The following is an 18,435-nucleotide window of genomic DNA, read 5'->3' on the forward strand; positions in this document are numbered from 1 at the left end:
GCTCGGATCCGGGTCCGGATCGTGGAATTCCAGCCCTCCGCACGGCGTGATTCTCGCCACCCCTGATAGGGGTTGCGCTCAGATGAGCACTTTGAAGGCGGCCGCATCTCTAGAAGGGGTGGCACTGAGTGCCACCCCTTCAGTCTTCAAGAAGTGAACTCACCTGTCGAGAGCGACGCTCAGGTGAGCGCTAAATCTTCGGTTTTGGTAAAACCGGCTTCAGGGGGTGAACACATCAAGATCGCTCCGGTTACTTCCCGGTTACTTTCGATCTGCTGGCGGACGAGTGGTTAAGGCCCCATGACGCGCAAGTGGACGTACCCAGACACCTTCGATCTGGGTATGTTCCTGGCCGTCAGGGCAGCCCGCCACGCTTTTTCGGAGCCGAGGAGTCGAGACCCGTGTCGGAAGACAAAGACCTCCAGCACAGCCAGAAGTTCGTCTACGACTTCACCGAAGGGAACAGGGACCTCAAGGACCTGCTCGGTGGAAAAGGCGCGAACCTCGCCGAGATGACCAACCTCGGTCTGCCGGTCCCTCCCGGCTTCACCATCACCACCGAGGCGTGCAAGGTCTACCTCGACAGCGGCGAGGAGCCGGCGGAGCTGCGCGACGAGGTCACCGCGCACCTCGACGCCCTTGAGCAGAAGATGGGCAAGAAGCTCGGCCAGGCCGACGACCCGCTGCTCGTCTCCGTACGCTCGGGCGCCAAGTTCTCCATGCCCGGCATGATGGACACCGTCCTCAACATCGGCCTCTCGGACGCCTCGGTGACGGGCCTGGCCAAGCAGTCCGGCGACGAGCGCTTCGCCTGGGACTCCTACCGCCGCCTCATCCAGATGTTCGGCAAGACCGTCCTCGGCGTGGACGGCGAGCTCTTCGAGGACGCCCTCGAGGAGGCCAAGGCCGCCAAGAAGGTCACCGTCGACACCGACCTCGACGCCGCCGATCTGAAGAAGCTGGTCAAGCACTTCAAGAAGGTCGTCAAGACCGAGGCCGGCCGCGACTTCCCGCAGGACCCGCGCGAGCAGATGGACCTCGCCGTCAAGGCGGTCTTCGAATCGTGGAACGGCGACCGCGCCAAGCTCTACCGCCGCCAGGAGCGCATCCCGGGCGACCTGGGCACCGCCGTCAACATCTGCTCCATGGTCTTCGGCAACCTCGGCCCCGACTCGGGCACCGGCGTCGCCTTCACCCGCGACCCGGCCTCCGGCCACCAGGGCGTCTACGGCGACTACCTCCAGAACGCCCAGGGCGAGGACGTGGTGGCGGGCATCCGCAACACCGTGCCGCTCGCCGATCTGGAGCAGATCGACAAGAAGTCGTACGACCAGCTCATGCAGATCATGGAGACCCTTGAGACGCACTACAAGGACCTCTGTGACATCGAGTTCACCATCGAGCGCGGCCAGCTGTGGATGCTCCAGACCCGCGTCGGCAAGCGCACCGCCGGCGCCGCCTTCCGCATCGCCACCCAGCTCGTGGACCAGGGCCTGATCGACGAGGCCGAGGCGCTCCAGCGCGTCAACGGCGCCCAGCTCGCCCAGCTGATGTTCCCCCGCTTCGACGAGAGCGCCAAGGTCGAGCAGCTCGGCCGGGGCATCGCCGCGTCGCCGGGTGCCGCCGTCGGCAAGGCCGTCTTCGACTCGTACACCGCGATCAAGTGGTCGCGTTCGGGCGAGAAGGTCATCCTCATCCGCCGCGAGACCAACCCGGACGACCTGGACGGCATGATCGCCGCCGAGGGCATCCTGACCTCGCGCGGCGGCAAGACCTCGCACGCGGCGGTCGTGGCGCGCGGCATGGGCAAGACCTGTGTCTGCGGCGCCGAGGAGCTGGAGGTCGACACCAAGCGGCGGCGGATGACCGCTCCCGGCGGCGTGGTCGTCGAGGAGGGCGACGTCGTCTCCATCGACGGCTCCACCGGCAAGGTGTACCTCGGTGAGGTCCCGGTCGTGCCGTCCCCGGTCGTGGAGTACTTCGAGGGCCGGATGCACGCGGGCGCCGACGACGCCGACGAGCTGGTCGCGGCCGTGCACCGGATCATGGCGTACGCGGACCGGGTACGCCGGCTGCGCGTACGGGCCAACGCCGACAACGCCGAGGACGCCCTGCGGGCGCGCCGCTTCGGCGCCCAGGGCATCGGCCTGTGCCGCACCGAGCACATGTTCCTCGGTGAGCGCCGCGAGATGGTCGAGCGGCTGATCCTGGCCGACACCGACGACGAGCGCGAGAAGGCACTCAGTGCCCTGCTGCCGCTCCAGAAGAAGGACTTCGTCGAGCTCTTCGAGGCCATGGACGGCCTGCCGGTCACCGTGCGCCTGCTCGACCCGCCGCTGCACGAGTTCCTGCCCGACATCACCGAGCTGTCGGTGCGCGTCGCGCTCGCCGAGTCCCGCAAGGACGCCAACGAGAACGATCTGCGCCTGCTCCAGGCCGTTCACAAGCTGCACGAGCAGAACCCGATGCTGGGCCTGCGCGGTGTGCGCCTGGGCCTCGTCATTCCGGGCCTGTTCGCCATGCAGGTACGGGCGATCGCGGAGGCGGCGGCCGAGCGCCGGGGCGCCAAGGGCGACCCGCGCGCGGAGATCATGATTCCGCTGGTCGGCACGGTCCAGGAGCTGGAGATCGTCCGCGAGGAGGCCGACCGGGTCATCGCCGAGGTCGAGGCCGCCACCGGCACCGAGCTCAAGCTGACCATCGGCACGATGATCGAGCTGCCGCGCGCCGCCCTGACGGCGGGCCAGATCGCCGAGGCCGCCCAGTTCTTCAGCTTCGGCACCAACGACCTGACCCAGACGGTGTGGGGCTTCTCGCGCGACGACGTGGAGGCGAGCTTCTTCACCGCGTACCTGGAGAAGGGCATCTTCGGGGTCTCGCCGTTCGAGACCATCGACAAGGACGGCGTCGGCTCGCTGGTCCGCTCGGCCGTCGAGGCCGGCCGCGCCACGCGCCCCGACCTCAAGCTGGGCGTCTGCGGAGAGCACGGCGGTGACCCGGAGTCGGTGCACTTCTTCCACGAGGTGGGCCTGGACTACGTCTCCTGCTCCCCGTTCCGCATCCCCGTGGCGCGCCTGGAGGCGGGCCGCGCGGCGGCGGTGTCTCCTACGGAGGCCAAGGGCAGCGACTCGCGCTGAGGCTCCGGAGCCGCCGTCGGGTCCCCGACCCTCACCACCGATCCGACGGCGGTTCCGGTTCACATGGAAGGGGCGGCACCCTGTGCGGGGGTGCCGCCCCTTCCGCATGTCCGCGCGGCATTCCGCTTGTTGTTGTTCCGGGGCCCGCGCGGATGTGCTCCGGGTGTGCGGGCGCTTAATTCCTGTTGAAGCACGGACATTTAACGGCCCCTGGCCCAAATGCAGAGTGCGGTTCACGGATCCCCATCCGCGAACCGCACTCTGTCATCCCCGCCGGGCACGGAGCCGCCACCTTGCCTACCGCCGCCAGACGAAGCAAAGCCCCCCACGGTCCTCACAACGTCTTTCCGGTTGGCCCGGTGTCGTGCCCGACGTCGTACAGCTTTTCGGTACTCACCGACTGCTCGCGATGCCTTTCAACTGTGGCTGAAAGGCCGGTGGTCACGGCGTGTGACGGTAGGCATACTCAGGGGCGGGACGATTGCGGGTGCAACATGATGCGACACGCTGCAACATTCGAGACAGGTGGAGATTCGGTGCTGCGTATTCATTTCACTGGCGTGGACCTGGCCCGGGTGCGCATGGCGCCCGGTCCGGACGCGCTGTGGGAAACGATTCTCAGCTTTCATCGATTAAGAGACCGTCGGGGCGCCCTAGTCTTCGGTGAATGGCGAACGGAAACGCGTACCCGGTTGAACGGTGAAACACGACTGCTCTCCGCAGTGGTGCCGGGCCGCGGCTATTTTCCCGACTTTCTCACGCCCGCCGAAGGGCCGCACACCATCGACTCCGGGCTCGAAGCCGTCCGCGAGACGGGACAGGACCGGCTGCACGACGAGCTCTCCCGGGTCGCGGGACCCAGGGGGCTGCCCCGGTGGCTGCGGGCGCTCGCCGACGGGCGCGCCGAGCCGCTGGATCGTCTCATGGGCGTCCTGCGCGGCTACCACCGGGCCGCCATAGCGCCGTACTGGACGCACATCCAGGCCCGTGTCGACGCCGACCGCGCGGCCCGCGGACGCGCGCTCCTGGACGGCGGGGCGGACGAACTCCTCGCCTCGCTCCCGCCGATGACGCGCTGGCGGGCCCCCGTCCTGGAAGCGGACTACCCGGTGGACCGGGACCTGTACCTGGAGGGCCGCGGGCTGCTGCTCCAGCCGTCGTTCTTCTGCCGCCGCACCCCGGTGGCGCTCCAGGACCCGCTGCTGCCGCCGGTGCTGGTCTATCCGGTGACGCACACCCACACGCCGTACGAGCGGCAGAGCGCGGGCACCGCGCCCGGCCCCTCGCTGGGCCGGCTCGTCGGGCACACCCGCTCGGCGGTGCTCCAGTCGATAGGCCACGGCTGCACGACGAGCGAACTCGCCCGCCGGGCGGGGGTGTCGCTCGCCTCGGCCAGCCAGCACGCCGGCGTCCTGCGGGAGGCCGGCCTGCTGGTGACCCTGCGGCACGGCAGCGCGGTGCTGCACACGCTGACCCCGCTGGGGTCGGCGCTGCTGCGGGGCGGCCAGCCGACGGTGGCGGAACGTTCCGCCACGGCGACGCTGTAGGGCGCGGCCGTACGGTGGATTCCCCGGGGGTGGCCGGAAACAGCCGCTCCGGGGGGGCCGCCCTACAGCCCGTACCGCACCCCGGTCAGTTGCTCGGAGGCCACCCACAGCCGTTCCCCCGTGGCGTCGTCCAGGGTCCACTTCGCCCGGGACGACCGCGCGGGGGCGCCGCGCCAGCCCTGGAGGCGGGGGCCGGTGAAGGAGTCGGGGCGGACGCCGGGCGCCGTGGCCGCGTAGAGGGTCGGCAGGGCGCCCGCCTCGGCGGGCTGGGCCAGGAGGCGGTTGCCCAGCCGGGCCAGGCGCTCGGCCGTGCGGCGGCCCTCCATGCGGACACCCGCCGTCTGGAGGTTGGTGGAGGCGTAGCCGGGGTGCGCGGCCGCGGCGACCACGCCCGAGCCCGCCGTGCGCAGCTTGCGGGCCAGCTCGTGGATGAAGAGCAGGTTGGCCGTCTTGGAGCGGGCGTAGGCGGTCCAGCGGCGGTAGCGGCGCTCGCTGTTGAGGTCGGTGAGGTCCAGGTCGGACAGTGCGTGCATCCCGCTGGAGACCGAGACCACCCGCGCCGCCGGAGCCGCCCGCAGCCGGGACAGGAGCAGGCCCGTCAGCGCGAAGTGGCCCAGGTGGTTCACCCCGAACTGCCGCTCGAAGCCGTCCGCCGTCGTGCCGTACGGCAGGGCCATCACCCCCGCGTTGTTGATCAGCAGGTCCAGGCCGTCGCGGCGGTACGTCCGGGCGAAGGCCCGCACCGAAGCCAGGTCGGCAAGGTCCAGCGGGGCGAACTCGACGCTGGCGCCGTACACCTGACGGTGGATCAGCGCCTCGGCTTCCTTGCCCCTGGCCTCGCTGCGGCAGGCCAGGATCACATGGGCGCCCTTGCGGGCGAGTTCGCGTGCCGTGACGAGCCCTATCCCGCTGTTGGCCCCGGTGACCACCGCGGTACGGCCGCTCTGGTCGGGGATGTCCCTCGCGCTCCAGCCCTGAGTCATGCGGTTACCGTACCGTCCGGTAGGTCCGGGCAGCAGGGGGCCGCCGGGCCCGTTCAGGCGGCGGCGCCCCCGTCGATCACCAGGTCCGTGCCCACCGCCGACGCGGCCTCGTCCGAGGCCAGATAGAGGACCGCCGCGGCCACCTCGGCGGTGCTCGACACCCGGCCCAGCGGCGACTCCTCCTTCATCCGCGCCGCGCGCCCGGCCTCGTCCTCGCCCGCGCGCAGCGACATCGTGGTGGCGGAGGCACCGGGGCTGACCGCGTTGACGCGGATGCCCTCCTGGATGTGGTCGAGGGCGGCGGCCCGGGTCAGCGCGGAGACCGCGGCCTTGGTGGTGAGGTAGCCCGCGGCGCCCGGGATCCGCTTGTGGGCGCCGAGGTTGGAGCCGATGTTGACGATCGCGCCGCCCGTCTCCTGGGTGCGCATCTGGGCGACCTCGGCCCGCAGGGCGAGGAAGACGCCGGTGAGGTTGGTGTCGAGCATGGCCCGCCAGTCCTCGGGCGCCAGGTCGGCGAGGGCCGCGCCGCCCCGGCCGCGCAGCACCCCGGCGTTGTTGACGGCGACGTCGAGCGAGCCGAAGCGGGCGACGACGGCCTCCACCAGGGCCTGGACGTCCTCGGCACGGGACACGTCCGCGGTGAACGCGGCGGCCGTCCCGCCCGCTTCCTCGACCAGGGCGACGGTCTCCTCCAGCGGCGCGGCGGTGCGGCCGGCGACCGCCACCCGCGCCCCCTCGGCGGCGAAGGCGAGCGCGACGGCGCGGCCGATCCCGGAGCCGGCGCCCGTGACGAGGACGGTCCTGCCGGTGAAGCGGGCGGCTGAGCGAGCAGACATATTTGACCAACCGTTCTGTTATGAGGGGAGAAGAAAGGGGCGCCGCTTCGGTGCGGCGCCCCTCGGGGGCGTTCAGTCCAGCAGGGTCAGCGCGGCCTCGGCCGCCTCGCGCACCCTCGCCGGGTCCTCGCACGCCCTGCCCGTCACGCGCATGCCCTGCATGAGTACCAGGAACATCCGGGCCAGCGCGCGCGGATCGCGCTCCGGCGGCAGCTCGCCCTGGGCCGCGGCGCGTACGAGCGCGGAGTGCAGCAGTGTCTCCAGGCGCTCCCAGGACTGCTCGACCCGGCGGGCCGCGGCGCTGTCGCGCGCGCCCACCTCGGCGGCGGTGTTGGTGACGAAACAGCCGTGTCGGCGGGTTTCCGCGGCCGTGGACTCGGCGGCGAAGCGGCGCACGACCGCGCGGACCGCGGGCAGCGCGGGGCCGGGCTGCGACAGCTCGCCGAACAGGGCCGCACTGGACGTCTCGCCGTAGCGGTCGAGCGCCTTCAGATACAGCTGGTGCTTGTTGCCGAAGGTCGCGTAGATGCTGGCCCGGCCGATGCCGAGCCGGTCGACGAGGTCCGCCATCGAGGTCGCCTCGTAGCCGCGCTGCCAGAACAGCTCAAGGGCCGACTGGAGCGCGGCGTCCGGATCGAATTCCTTGGTTCTGGCCATGAGGCCGACAGTACGGCTATCTGGAACGAACGGTCAAGATCCTTTGGGTGGTCCGTTCAGGACGCCTCGGCCGCGTACGCCTGGATGCTGACCTCGTCGTCGTCCAGGCACCGGCCCGTCTCCAGGTCGAAGCGCTGCTTCAGCAGGGGAGAGGCGACGAAGACCCGGCCCCCGGCGGAACCGAGCAGCCCGCGCGACATGACGTACGCGCCGGTGAACGGGTCGCGGTTGTCGATGGCGTACGCGCGTCCGGCGCGGTCGGTGAAGACCGCCGCCTGGCGCCCGTCGGGCAGCAGCGCGGCGACTCCCCGGCCCGGGATGAGCCGCTCGCGCCCGCACACCTCGAACCAGCCGTCTTCCAGTCGCAGTCGGATGCTGTTCTCGTTCATCGTGCGGCCACCTCCAGGGCCAGGACGGGCAGTTCGGGCTTGATCTGGCCGCGCTCGGGCACGAACCGGACCGTCGGGTCGGGCGTGCCGGGCGCGTTGACGAAGGAGACGAAACGGGCGAGGCGCTCGGGGTCCTCCACCGTCTCGGCCCACTCGTCGCGGTAGGCGGAGACATGGGCGGCCATCAGCGCCTCCAGCTCGTCGCAGATGCCGAGGGAGTCGTCGACCACCACGTCCTTGACGTGCTTGAGGCCGCCCTCGATCCGCTCCAGCCACACCGAGGTGCGCTCCAGGCGGTCGGCGGTGCGGATGTAGAACATGAGGAACCGGTCGATCAGCCGGACCAGTTCGTCGTCGTTCAGATCCTGGGCCAGCAGGTCCGCGTGGCGCGGGGTCGCGCCGCCGTTGCCGCCCACGTACAGGTTCCAGCCGTTGGCCGTGGCGATCACGCCGAAGTCCTTGGACTGGGCCTCGGCACACTCGCGGGCGCACCCCGAGACCGCCGCCTTCAGCTTGTGCGGGGAGCGCAGCCCCCGGTAGCGCAGCTCCAGGTCGATCGCCATCTTCACCGAGTCCTGCACCCCGTACCGGCACCAGGTCTGCCCCACACAGGACTTCACCGTCCGCAGCGACTTGCCGTACGCGTGGCCCGACTCGAACCCGGCGGCCACCAGGCGCGCCCAGATCACCGGGAGCTGGTCGACCCGGGCGCCGAAGAGGTCGATGCGCTGACCGCCGGTGATCTTCGTGTAGAGGCCGTAGTCGCGGGCCACCTCGCCGATGACGATCAGCTTGTCGGGGGTGATCTCGCCGCCGGGGATGCGCGGCACGATCGAGTACGAGCCGTTGCGCTGGATGTTGGCGAGGAAGTGGTCGTTGGTGTCCTGGAGCGCGGCCTGCTCGCCGTCGAGGATGTGGCCGTGGCCCAGGCTCGCCAGGATGGAGGCGACGGCGGGCTTGCAGATCTCGCAGCCCTCGCCGCCGCGCGCGGCCGGGCGTCCGTGCTCGTCCAGGAGCTGCCGGTAGGAGCCGACGCGCAGCGCCAGCGCGATCTCGTACAGCTCCTGGCGGGTCTGGGCGAAGCAGTCGCACAGACCGCCGTCGCCGGTCTTCGGCAGCAGCTTCTCCAGCGTCTTGACGCAGCTGCCGCAGCCCGTGCCGGCCCTGGTGCACTTCTTGACCTCGGGCAGCGAGGCGAGCGGGGTGACCTCGCCCTTGGTGACGTTGTGGCAGGAGCAGATCACCGCGTCGTCCGGGAGCGCCTCCGGGCCCAGCGCCACGGGCGCGCCGAGGCCCGCGGGGAGCACCAACTGCTCGGCCGGGATCGGCGGGATGTGGCCGGTGAGCGGGCGCAGCGTGCCGTACATCTCGGCGTCCCCCACCAGGACCCCGCCCAGCAGGGTGCCGTCGGGGGAGACCACCAGCTTCTTGTAGATGCCCGAGCGGGCGTCGGTGTAGACGACGTCGAGGCTGCCCTCGGCGGTGCCGTGCGCGTCGCCGAAGGAGGCCACGTCCACGCCGAGCAGCTTGAGCTTGGTGGACATGTCGGCGCCGGTGAAGGACTTCTCCGGCGCCGCCTCGCCCCGCGCCAGCGCGTCGGCGACCGCGACCGCCATCTCGTAGCCCGGCGCGACCAGGCCGTACACCTTGCCGTCGCAGGCCAGCGCGCACTCGCCGATGGCGTAGACGGCCGGGTCGGAGGTGCGGCAGCGCTCGTCGACCACGATGCCGCCGCGCTCGCCGACCGCCAGACCGCAGTCGCGGGCCAGCTGGTCGCGGGGGCGCACCCCGGCCGAGAAGACGACCAGGTCGGTGTCGAGGCGGGAGCCGTCGGAGAGGAGCATGCCGTCCACGGCCCGCTCGCCGGTGATCTCCTGGGTGCCGACGCCGGTGTGGACCGAAAGGCCCATCTGCTCGATGGTGCGCAGCAGGGCCGCGCCGCCCCCGTCGTCGACCTGGGCGGGCATCAGCCGGGGCGCGAACTCCACGATGTGCGTGGCCAGTCCGAGGCCCTTGAGCGCGCCCGCCGCCTCCAGACCGAGCAGCCCGCCGCCGACCACCGCACCGGTGGTCGCGGTGCGGGCGTACTCCTCGATGGCGAGCAGGTCCTCGATGGTCCGGTAGACGAAGCAGCCCGTCAGGTCCTTGCCGGGCACCGGCGGTACGAACGGGTAGGAGCCGGTGGCGAGCACCAGCACGTCGTACGCGAAGACGCGCCCGGAGCGCGCGGTGACCGTGCGCCCCGCCCGGTCCACGCTCTGCGCCGGGTCGTCCAGGTGCAGTTCGATGCCGTACTTGTCGATGAACCCCTCCTCCACCATGGAGAGTTCGTCGGGAGTGGTGCCGGTGAAGTACGAGGTGAGGTGGACCCGGTCGTAGGCGGGCCGGGGTTCCTCCGCGAGGACCGCCACACGGGCGTGGTCGGTGACCCCCTTCTCGGCGAGGGCTTCCAGGAATCGCTGGCCGACCATGCCGTGGCCGACCACGACGATCGTGCGGGCTGCGGCCGAGGGTGCGGGTGTGGTCATGTCGGAACCCTCCGTCGTGGGTGAGCGGGTGCGGCGGGGGCCAGTTGGCCGGCGGCGGGCCGGCATGGTGTCCGAACCCATGACCGCAGCCTGCAAGACGGCTGTTTCCCGGTCGGATCTGACCGGTTTCCCGGGCGCAACGGGCCGCTCAGCCCCGCGACGGGGTGCCTGTGAGTGTTCTGCGCGAACGGGCCGGCCGGCGGTGAGCCGGCGCGTGCGGGGAGGGGGTGCCCTTCGGGTCCTGCCGGTTCCGGTGCTGCCGCGGGAGGGCGTGCGGGGCCCCTCGATCCGGGCAGGGTCCGGACGTGCCGCCCCGGGGCGCCCGGTGGGCCCCCGGCCGGGGCCCCGTGGTCACTCCGTCCCGGTCAGGTGGGCGAAGACCACCACGTTCCCCCGGTAGCCCGTCTTCTCGCTGAAGCCGCCGCCGCAGGTGATCACGCGCAGCTCGGGACGTCCGGCCGGGCCGTACACACGCCGGTCGGGGAAGGCGTCGTTCGGATACACCTCGACCGCGTCGACAGTGAAGACGGCCGTGCGCCGGTCGGCGCGGGCCACCTCGACGCGGCTGCCCTTCTTCAGCGCGCCCAGAGCGTAGAAGACGGCGGGCCCCCGGACGTCGTCGACGTGCCCGGCCATCACGGCCGTACCGTCGGCCCCCGGCGCGGTCCCGTCCTTGTACCACCCGGCCGCGCCGCCGCTGTCCCGCGGCACGTCCAGGGAGCCGTCCCGGGCGAGGCCGAGCCGGATCACCGGCGCGTCCACCCGGATCGCCGGGATCCGCAGGCGTACGGGCTCGGCGGGGGGCAGGGCCCCTCCCGCGAGGGCGCCGCCGGTGCGGGGTCCGTCCACGCGCGCGTGGGGCGAGCCGGTCCCGCCCGCCGGGGCGGACCCGGTGCCCGCGTCGGCGAACGCCTCCGCGCGCGTGGGCCGCGGCGGCTCGGACGCCTCCGTGCCCTGCCGCAGCAGCCACACCCCGACGCACACGGCCACGCATATCAGCCAGCCGTTGCGCCGCCGCGCGGCCTGGGCGTCCCGCAGTGCCTGGGCCGACCGCGCCGACAAGAGCGGTCAGCCCCGGTCGCGCAGCTCGCCGGCCCGGCGGCGCAGCAGCACCCCGCCGGCGACGGCGGCGACCGCCAGAACGGCCGCCCCGGCCGCGATCTCGGTCCGGTCGGAGGTGGCCGTACTGCCGCCGAGCCCGGTCTTCACATGCCCCCGGGGCTCCTGCCACTCCTTTGAGGGGTGGTGCTCGCGCTCCTCCGGGGGCTGGTGCTCACCCCAGTCGCGGAAGGTGTTCTCGCCACCGCCCGAGACCGTCAGTTCACCCCGCGCGGACTTGCCGTTGTCGCAGGCCACGGTGATCTGGAAGGTCCCGGACCGGGCGGTGGGGGGCACGGTGAACTGCCCGGCGAGCACTTCCCGGTGGGTGGAGACGCTCAGCGGGAACTCCCCGTCGCCCACCGCGCGCGCGTCCCCGGTGGCATGGCCGTCGTGGCCGCACGCGGTGGTGTTCACGGTGACGGTGGCGCCCGGCGCGGCCGTCGACGGCGAGACCTCCACGCCCGCCCCGCCGAAGTCGTTGGCGTACGAGGGTGCGCCGCCCAGGCCCAGCAGGGCGGCCGCGAGCGCGGAACCGGTCAGCAGGCGGGCAGTACGCATGGGTCCTCCGGGGAGCGGGATGCCGTGCTTCTCCCTCCGAGGTAAGTGGCCCGCGCCGGCGCCCGCCCCCCGGCAGGGGGCGAACGGGTGACGGCCGGGTGCGGCCCGTCACCCGTTCGCGCGGGCGCCCCGGCTCACACCGTGTCCCACGGCACCTCCGCGTACAGCCGCCGGAGGGTCTCCATCAGCTCCGTGTCCACGGCGAAGGCGGTGTCGTCGATCCGGGCCACCGGGGCGATGCCCTGCGAGTTGGTGACGAAGGCCGCCCGGTACGCGCCGAGGCCGTCCAGGGTGACCGGGCGCCGGGCGGTGGCCGTGCCGTACGCGGGCAGCCGCTGCTCGACCAGCGCCATGGTGGTGCCCCGCAGCGCCGGGCGGTCGGGCCACACCACCGTGCTGCCGTCCCAGAACGCGATGTTGGTGACCGCCCCCTCGGCGATCTCCCCGCCCGGGCCGGTCAGCAGCGCGTCGGTGCGGCCCTGGCGGACGGCGGCCCGGCCGTAGTACCGCTGGGCGAAGCCGCCGAGGTGCTTGATGTGGGCGACCGGCCGCTCGTAGGGCACGGAGAGCAGGTCCTGGGGCTCGGGTGAGAGGTCGACCGGCGGGCGCACGGTCACCATCACGGCCGGGTCCTCCTCCGGCTCGTACACATAGACGCGCACCGCCGCGTCCTCGACGCCGGCCCCGGCCAGGGCGCGGCGCACCAGGGTGCGGACCCGCTCCCCGTCGAGCCCCGTGCCGAACAGCTCGCGGGTCGCCGCGTCGAGCCGCGCCAGGTGCAGGGCGAGCCCGCGGACCCGGCCGCCGCGTACCTGCATCGCGGTGAAGTGGCCGTAATTGCCGGTCAGGGCGGGGATACGGAGACTGACCGCGTCGGCGGGCAGGCCGTTGATCTCGACATGAGGGCTCGTCATGGGGCCACCGTAACCGGACTTGACCTGAAGCCAACTTGAGGTGTGACGCTCCTCCGCATGGACCTCACCACCGCTCCCCACGCGGAGCCCACCGCCCCTTCCAACGCCCCTCTGCGCCTCGCCGTCGTCCTCGGCTCCGACCGCGAGGGGCGCTTCGGCCCCGTCGTCGCCCGGTGGCTGCTCGCCCGGCTGCGCGAGCGCGAGGACTTCGCGGTGGAGGTGGTCGACCTCGCCGGGGCCCGGCTGCCGACCTCGCTCTCCTACGATCCGGCGCCACCGGTCAGGGCGGTCCTCGACACCGTCACGCCGAAGCTCGCCGGGGCGGACGCCTTCCTGGTCCTCACCCCCGAGTACAACCACTCCTTCCCGGCCTCGGTGAAGAGCCTCATCGACTGGCACTTCGTCGAGTGGCAGGCCAAGCCGGTCGGCTTCGTCTCCTACGGAGGGATGTCGGGGGGCCTGCGGGCGGTCGAGCACCTGCGCGCGGTCTTCGCCGAGATGCACGCGGTCACCGTCCGGGACACGGTCAGCTTCCACCACGCCCACGGCCTGTTCGAACCCGACGGCGAGCTGCGCGAGCCCGCCGGTCCCGAGGCCGCCGTCAAGCGGCTGCTCGACCAGCTCGCCTGGTGGGGCAGGACCCTGCGGGACGCCAAGGAGTCCCGTCCGTACGCCGCCTGAGCCGCGGCGTACGGACGGGTCGGGGCGCCGGGGTCAGCCGACGGAGACCGCCGACCAGGCGGCGGCGACCGCGTTCTGCTCCGCGCTGCCGCTGCCGTACAGGTCCTTCGCCGCGTTCAGGGTCGCCGTGCGGGCGGCCGCGTAGTTGGTGGAGGACGTCATGTAGACGGTCAGGGCCCGGTACCAGATCTTGCCGACCTTGTCGTGGCCGATGCCGGAGACCGTGGAGCCGTTGCAGGTGGGGCTGTTGTACGAGACGCCGTTGATCACCTTGGCGCCGCTGCCCTCGGAGAGCAGATAGGCGAAGTGGTTGGCGACGCCGGAGGAGTAGTGGACGTCGAGGTTGCCGACGCCCGAGTACCAGCAGTCCGCCGACTTGGTGTCCGTGGACGGCTTGTCCATGAAGCGCAGGGCGGGCTTGCCGAAGCCCGGCTTCACGATCTTCTCGCCGATGAGGTAGTCGCCCTGGTCGGCGGAGTTGCCCGCGTACCACTCGACCATGGTGCCCATGATGTCGCTGGTGGCCTCGTTGAGGCCGCCGGACTCACCGGAGTAGGTGAGGGCGGCGGTCTTGGAAGTGACGCCGTGCGACATCTCGTGCCCGGCCACGTCGAGGGCGACGAGCGGGCCGAACGTGGTGCCGTCGCCGTCGCCGTACGTCATGCAGAAGCAGCTGTCGTCCCAGAAGGCGTTGTTGTAGTTGCTGCCGTAGTGGACGCGGTTGTACGAGCCCTTCCCGTCGCCGGCGATGCCGTTGCGGCCGTGGACGTTCTTGTAGTAGTCCCAGGTCGTGTTGGTGCCGTACTGCGCGTCCACGGCTGCCGAGGCGCGGTCGGTGTTGGCACCGTTGCCCCAGTGGTTGTCGGCGTCCGTGAACAGGACGGCGGGCGCCCGCACGAAGCAGATGCCGAAGAAGCACAGGTCCGTCTTGTTCTGGGCGTCACCGGTGTAGGTGTTGCCGCGGGTGGGGTCCTTGAGCTGGTACGTGGACCCCGACAGCGTGGTCTCCAGCGGCACGGTGCCGCTGTAGAGCGACTGGCCGTCGCCGGTCGCGGTCTCGATGGCGTCCCAGCCGTCGATCCCGGCGCCGGTGCGGGCGTCGGTGAGGACCACGCGCGCGACGGGGTTGCCCCGGGCGTCCCGGGCGGCGATCTGGGTCCGCCAGACGAGCTTCGGGGTGCCGTGCAGGGCGTCCACGACGAGCTGCGGCCTGGCCTTCAGACCGGTCAGGCCCTTGTGGGCGGCGCGCAGTTCGGCGGAGGCGAGGTCCGCGGCGCGGGGGGCGGGGATCGCGGGGGTCACGGTCGGTACCGAGAGGTCGTTCCCCACGGCGCGGTCGGCGCCGCGGTAGGCGCCGGAGGGGGCGAGGTGGACGACGAAGTCGCCGCCGAGGACGGGCAGTCCGCGGTACGTGCGGTCATAGCGCACATGCCGGCTGCCGTCGGCGTCCGTGATCACGTCCCTGACGGACGTGCCCTGCGCGGCGGTCACGGCGAGCGCGGCGGCGTGGGCGCCGACGGCGCTGTCGGCGGCGGCGATGGCGGCGGTGCGGGCGCTGGAGGGGGTCTGGGCCTGGGGCCGGGGTTCGGCCACGGCGGAGGCGGGGGCGAGCGCGGCGGCGATCATGGCGCCGGCCGCGACGGCTATCCCGGCGGTGGTGAGGCGCGATGCGTTCCGTGTCGGTCTCATCGGGCTCCTCGGTCATGGGGGGTCGGTCGGCTCGGGTAAAGCTGATGCCGCATCAGTTTTAGGGGGACATGACAGGGGCTGTCCATAGGGCGGGGGTGGGGGGTGCGTGGGGGGTTGGTTGTCCGCGGGTGGTGGGCGGCTGGCCGCGCAGTTCCCCGCGCCCCTTCAGGGGGACCGGGGTGTTCGTTCGGCTGCGGGTGGTGGGTGGCTGGTCGCGCAGTTCCCCGCGCCCCTGAGGGGGTCCGGGGCGCCCTGGCCGTCTGGCTCGGCCACGGGCTTTTAGGGGCGCGGGGAACTGCGCGCTCAGCCAGGCACGGTCCGCAGGCGGGGGATGACAGCAGCGCCGATGGCGGCCCCCCGGGCACGGCCCGCAGGCGGGTGGGCGCCGCAACGCAGATGGCGGCCTCCGGGGCGCGGCCCGCACGCCGGTGGGTGCAGCGGCGCCGATGGCGGCCCCCCAGGGGCGCGGGGAACTGCGCGCTCAGCCAGGCACGGTCCGCAGGCGGGAGATGACAGCAGCGCCGATGGCGGCCCCCCGGGCACGGCCCGCAGGCGAGTGGGCGTCGTAACGCAGACGGTGGCCCCCGGGGGCACGGCCCCGCACGACGATGGCAACCCCCCAGGGGCGCGGGGAACTGCGCGCTCAGCCAGGCACGGCCCGCAGGCGGGAGATGACAGCAGCGCCGATGGCGGCCCCCGGGCCCGAGGTCCGCACGGGTGCGTTGAGGCGGGCCGCCTCCAGGACGGCGCGGCACCCGGGACACTGGGTGGCAGCCGTGCCTACGCGCGGTCCCAGCCGTCCGACAAGACCCGGGCCGAGGCCCCGCCACCCCGAGGGAGCGCCCCCGTGACCCCCGCCGAGTACCTGACCGTAACGACCACCACCGACAGCCCCGCCGCGGCGGACGCCCTGGCCCGGGGCGCGGTCGAGGCCCGTCTCGCCGCCTGCGCGCAGATCACCGGCCCGGTGACCTCCGTCTACCGCTGGCAGGGCGCCGTCGAAACCGCCGAGGAGTGGCGGGTCCAGTTCAAGACGGCCGCCGCGCGCTACGCGGACCTGGAGCGCCATCTGCTCGCCGCCCACACCTACGACACCCCGGAGATCATCGCGACCCCGGTGGTGCGCGGCAGCGCCGACTACCTGGCCTGGCTCGCCGCGGAGACGGCGTGAGGGCCGGCGCGCCGGCCGCCCCCGGGCCCGGGCCCGGGCCCGGGCCCGGTCTGCCGTTCTTCGTCTACGGCACCCTGCGCCCCGGCGAGCGCTACTACCTGCGGCTGCTGGCCGGCCGTACCGCCCACGAGGCCCCCGCGCGGCTGCCCGGAGCGGTGCTGTACGAGGGGCCGGGCTATCCGTACGCGACGCGGGGGGACGGCGTGGTCACCGGCGCGCTGATCACCCCGCGCCCCGAGGCGTACGCCGAAGTCCTGCGCGTACTGGACCGGTTGGAGGAGTGCCACGGCCCGGGCGACCCCCGCAACCTGTACGACCGGGTGGAGCGGACCGCCGAGCTGCCGGGCGGGGCAACGGCGCGCGCCTGGGTCTACCTGGCGGCGGCCCCGCTCGCCCGGGAGCTGCGCGAGCAAGGCACCGCGCTGCCCGGCGGCGACTGGCTCACCGCCCGCCGGCCAGCGCCCGCGCCACCCCGCTCTCCTTCGGCCCGAGGAAGCGCGGACCGGGTGTGAAGGCGGCGTCCAGGGCCGCCTTGCCCGCCGCGAACACCTCGCGGGTGGCGCCGTAGTACCAGGTGGCGTCGTGCACGGCGTCCACCGCGACCCCGAAGGAGTCCACCCCCGCGGCCTCGCACAGCGCGACCGCCCGCCGGATGTGGAAGCCCTGGCTCACCAGCACCGCCCGCTCCACCCCGAAGATCTTTCTGGCGCGTACGCACGAGTCCCAGGTGTCGAACCCGGCATAGTCGCTCACCACCCGCCGGTCCGGGACGCCGTGCGCCACCAGGTAGGCGCGCATCGCGTCCGGCTCGTCGTACTCCGGCCGCCCGTTGTCCCCGGTCACCAGGACCGCCCCGACCTTACGGGCCCGGTACAGCTCGACGGCCGCGTCGAGGCGGTGCGCCAGGTACGGCGACGGCTCGCCGTTCCACAGCCCGGCCCCGAACACCACCGCGACGCCGGACGAGGGCGCCTGCGCCACCGTGCCGACCTTGCCGTCGGCGGCCGTGAACATCCAGGCGGCGGGCGCCAGCGCCAGGGTGCACAGCGCCGCGACCACCTGCACGGCCCGCCGCTGACCTGTGCGGGTGCGCGGCAGAGCGATCCGTGGGCGGGCGCGCGGCAGACGCATGGGGTCCCCCTGGGGTCGACGGTGTTACGGGAGATCGGACGCGGGGGAGGGGGCGCGTGGTTCTGCCCCCGCGCCCCTCGTACGAGATCCCCGCGCGCGCCCCGCGCCCGTGAGGCGGCGGAAAACACTCGTCACCACGACGCAACGACATGGCAATGTGGGCCCGGCAGGATCGGTCCATGACGGAGACGGAGCCCCAGACCCGGTCGCACTTCCCGCCCGCCCGCCGGTCGCCGCCGCTCGACAGCACGGCCGGTCTCGTCACCCGCGTCGCCGCCCAACTGGGCAGCCAGCTCAGCCACGTACGACTGAACGGGAGCCGCAAGCCGATGCCCACGACCTCCCGGCCGGCCCCCTCCCGGCCCACCCTGGTCGCCGTCGCCCACGGCAGCCGCGACCCCAGGGCCCTGCGCACCGTCACCGCCCTGCTCGATCTGGTCCGCGAACTGCGCCCCGGGCTCGACGTGAGGCTCGGCCACATCGAGATCGACGAGCCCGCGCTGCCCGACACCCTCGCCGGACTCGGCGCCGGGCACGCCGTCCTCGTACCGCTGCTGCTGAGCCGGGGCTACCACGTCAAGCAGGACATCCCGGCCGCCGCCGCCGACGCCCCGCGGCTGCGCACCCGTATCGCCCGGCCGCTCGGACCGCACCCGATGCTCGTCGAGGCGCTGTACGAGCGGCTCGTCGAGGCCGGATGGGACGAGGACCCACGCGCGCGTGGCGGGCGGGCGGTGGTGCTCGCCGGGGCCGGATCGCGCGACCCCCAGTCGGCCGCCGACACCCGCCGCACCGCCGCGCTGCTCGCCGACCGCCTCGGCGTACCGGTGCTGCCCGCCTACGCCTCGGCCGCCGCCCCCACCGTCCCCGAGGCGCTGCGTGCGCTCGCCGCGCGCGGCTGCCACCGGGTCGCGATCGCCTCGTACTTCACCGCGCCCGGCCGGTTCGCCACCCAGAGCGCCGCCCACGCGCGCGGGGTCGCCGCCGCCCCGCTCGGCGCCCACCCGGCCGTCGCCCGCCTCGTCCTGCACCGCTACGACCAGGCGCTCGCCGCGGCCCCGTTCGCCTCCCCGCCCCGCGCACTCGCCACGGCCTGAGCACCCGCCCCGTCCG

General features: G+C 73.1%; 16 protein-coding genes. 6 read left to right on the plus strand and 10 right to left on the minus strand.

The window, feature by feature from the left end:
* Positions 1–401 precede the first annotated feature (401 nt).
* Together ppdK and ACZ4MU_RS29700 are read left to right on the plus strand one after the other, a co-directional pair.
* On the plus strand, positions 402–3,137 hold the full coding sequence (gene ppdK, locus ACZ4MU_RS29695) for a pyruvate, phosphate dikinase (protein WP_467882389.1): 2,736 nt from the start codon (positions 402–404) through the stop codon (positions 3,135–3,137).
* A 536-nt stretch (positions 3,138–3,673) separates the two neighbouring features.
* Positions 3,674–4,684 (plus strand): ArsR/SmtB family transcription factor, encoded by a 1,011-nt coding sequence (locus ACZ4MU_RS29700; protein ID WP_467882391.1) that lies wholly within the window; start codon positions 3,674–3,676, stop codon positions 4,682–4,684.
* A 62-nt stretch (positions 4,685–4,746) separates the two neighbouring features.
* Here the strand turns inward: ACZ4MU_RS29700 and ACZ4MU_RS29705 are convergent, their stop codons facing one another.
* From ACZ4MU_RS29705 to ACZ4MU_RS29740, 8 genes are all read right to left on the minus strand, one after another.
* Positions 4,747–5,667 carry an oxidoreductase gene (locus ACZ4MU_RS29705; protein WP_467882393.1) on the minus strand — a complete coding sequence of 307 codons (921 nt, stop codon included), beginning with the start codon at positions 5,665–5,667 and terminating at the stop codon, positions 4,747–4,749.
* Positions 5,668–5,720: 53 nt separating this feature from the next.
* Positions 5,721–6,503: an SDR family NAD(P)-dependent oxidoreductase gene (locus tag ACZ4MU_RS29710; RefSeq protein ID WP_467882395.1), complete on the minus strand. Its 783-nt coding sequence runs from the start codon at positions 6,501–6,503 to the stop codon at positions 5,721–5,723.
* 72 nt (positions 6,504–6,575) lie between these two features.
* The gene (locus ACZ4MU_RS29715) at positions 6,576–7,160 is read right to left on the minus strand and encodes a TetR/AcrR family transcriptional regulator (protein ID WP_467882397.1); all 585 of its coding nucleotides are present in this window, start codon (positions 7,158–7,160) and stop codon (positions 6,576–6,578) included.
* 56 nt (positions 7,161–7,216) lie between these two features.
* Positions 7,217–7,549 (minus strand): nitrite reductase small subunit NirD, encoded by a 333-nt coding sequence (nirD, locus tag ACZ4MU_RS29720; RefSeq protein WP_467882399.1) that lies wholly within the window; start codon positions 7,547–7,549, stop codon positions 7,217–7,219.
* Positions 7,546–10,077 (minus strand): nitrite reductase large subunit NirB, encoded by a 2,532-nt coding sequence (gene nirB / locus ACZ4MU_RS29725; protein WP_467882401.1) that lies wholly within the window; start codon positions 10,075–10,077, stop codon positions 7,546–7,548. The genes nirD and nirB overlap by 4 nt, the downstream gene beginning before the upstream one ends.
* Positions 10,078–10,428: 351 nt before the next feature.
* Positions 10,429–11,139, minus strand: a complete 711-nt coding sequence (locus ACZ4MU_RS29730) for a class F sortase (RefSeq protein ID WP_467882402.1) — start codon at positions 11,137–11,139, stop codon at positions 10,429–10,431.
* A gap of 6 nt (positions 11,140–11,145) precedes the next feature.
* Positions 11,146–11,736 (minus strand): hypothetical protein, encoded by a 591-nt coding sequence (locus ACZ4MU_RS29735; RefSeq protein WP_467882403.1) that lies wholly within the window; start codon positions 11,734–11,736, stop codon positions 11,146–11,148.
* Positions 11,737–11,870: 134 nt separating this feature from the next.
* Entirely contained in the window at positions 11,871–12,650 is a 780-nt protein-coding gene (locus ACZ4MU_RS29740) for an aminotransferase class IV family protein (protein WP_467882405.1), read from the minus strand.
* A gap of 57 nt (positions 12,651–12,707) precedes the next feature.
* Between ACZ4MU_RS29740 and ACZ4MU_RS29745 the strand changes: the two genes are divergently transcribed.
* Entirely contained in the window at positions 12,708–13,331 is a 624-nt protein-coding gene (locus tag ACZ4MU_RS29745; protein WP_467882406.1) for an NADPH-dependent FMN reductase, read from the plus strand.
* A gap of 33 nt (positions 13,332–13,364) precedes the next feature.
* Here ACZ4MU_RS29745 and ACZ4MU_RS29750 read toward each other — a convergent pair whose 3' ends face one another.
* The gene (locus ACZ4MU_RS29750; protein ID WP_467882408.1) at positions 13,365–15,020 is read right to left on the minus strand and encodes a M4 family metallopeptidase; all 1,656 of its coding nucleotides are present in this window, start codon (positions 15,018–15,020) and stop codon (positions 13,365–13,367) included.
* Positions 15,021–15,867: 847 nt separating this feature from the next.
* On the opposite strand from ACZ4MU_RS29750, the gene cutA reads away from it, so the two are divergent.
* Both cutA and ACZ4MU_RS29760 read left to right on the plus strand, forming a co-directional pair.
* On the plus strand, positions 15,868–16,191 hold the full coding sequence (gene cutA / locus ACZ4MU_RS29755; protein WP_467882410.1) for a divalent-cation tolerance protein CutA: 324 nt from the start codon (positions 15,868–15,870) through the stop codon (positions 16,189–16,191).
* Positions 16,188–16,703: a gamma-glutamylcyclotransferase family protein gene (locus ACZ4MU_RS29760; RefSeq protein WP_467882411.1), complete on the plus strand. Its 516-nt coding sequence runs from the start codon at positions 16,188–16,190 to the stop codon at positions 16,701–16,703. Before cutA ends, ACZ4MU_RS29760 begins: the two co-directional genes overlap by 4 nt.
* Here the strand turns inward: ACZ4MU_RS29760 and ACZ4MU_RS29765 are convergent.
* On the minus strand, positions 16,633–17,322 hold the full coding sequence (locus ACZ4MU_RS29765; RefSeq protein WP_467882413.1) for a SanA/YdcF family protein: 690 nt from the start codon (positions 17,320–17,322) through the stop codon (positions 16,633–16,635). The genes ACZ4MU_RS29760 and ACZ4MU_RS29765 overlap by 71 nt on opposite strands.
* A gap of 179 nt (positions 17,323–17,501) precedes the next feature.
* Between ACZ4MU_RS29765 and ACZ4MU_RS29770 the strand changes: the two genes are divergently transcribed.
* A complete protein-coding gene (locus ACZ4MU_RS29770) occupies positions 17,502–18,419 on the plus strand; it encodes a sirohydrochlorin chelatase (RefSeq protein ID WP_467882415.1) in 918 nt (305 codons plus the stop codon).
* Positions 18,420–18,435 lie beyond the last annotated feature (16 nt).

This window comes from Streptomyces sp. NPDC026377, assembly GCF_055567715.1.

What these genes read in the sequence shown, in the direction of transcription:
- ACZ4MU_RS29705 (WP_467882393.1), bottom strand. Translation starts at nt 5,667, where the DNA reads ATGACTCAGGGCTGGAGCGCGAGGGACATCCCCGACCAGAGCGGCCGT.
- ACZ4MU_RS29710 (WP_467882395.1), bottom strand. Translation starts at nt 6,503, where the DNA reads ATGTCTGCTCGCTCAGCCGCCCGCTTCACCGGCAGGACCGTCCTCGTC.
- ACZ4MU_RS29715 (WP_467882397.1), bottom strand. Translation starts at nt 7,160, where the DNA reads ATGGCCAGAACCAAGGAATTCGATCCGGACGCCGCGCTCCAGTCGGCC.
- nirD (WP_467882399.1), bottom strand. Translation starts at nt 7,549, where the DNA reads ATGAACGAGAACAGCATCCGACTGCGACTGGAAGACGGCTGGTTCGAG.
- nirB (WP_467882401.1), bottom strand. Translation starts at nt 10,077, where the DNA reads ATGACCACACCCGCACCCTCGGCCGCAGCCCGCACGATCGTCGTGGTC.
- ACZ4MU_RS29735 (WP_467882403.1), bottom strand. Translation starts at nt 11,736, where the DNA reads ATGCGTACTGCCCGCCTGCTGACCGGTTCCGCGCTCGCGGCCGCCCTG.
- ACZ4MU_RS29740 (WP_467882405.1), bottom strand. Translation starts at nt 12,650, where the DNA reads ATGACGAGCCCTCATGTCGAGATCAACGGCCTGCCCGCCGACGCGGTC.
- ACZ4MU_RS29745 (WP_467882406.1), top strand. Translation starts at nt 12,708, where the DNA reads ATGGACCTCACCACCGCTCCCCACGCGGAGCCCACCGCCCCTTCCAAC.
- ACZ4MU_RS29750 (WP_467882408.1), bottom strand. Translation starts at nt 15,020, where the DNA reads ATGAGACCGACACGGAACGCATCGCGCCTCACCACCGCCGGGATAGCC.
- ACZ4MU_RS29765 (WP_467882413.1), bottom strand. Translation starts at nt 17,322, where the DNA reads ATGCGTCTGCCGCGCGCCCGCCCACGGATCGCTCTGCCGCGCACCCGC.
- ACZ4MU_RS29770 (WP_467882415.1), top strand. Translation starts at nt 17,502, where the DNA reads ATGACGGAGACGGAGCCCCAGACCCGGTCGCACTTCCCGCCCGCCCGC.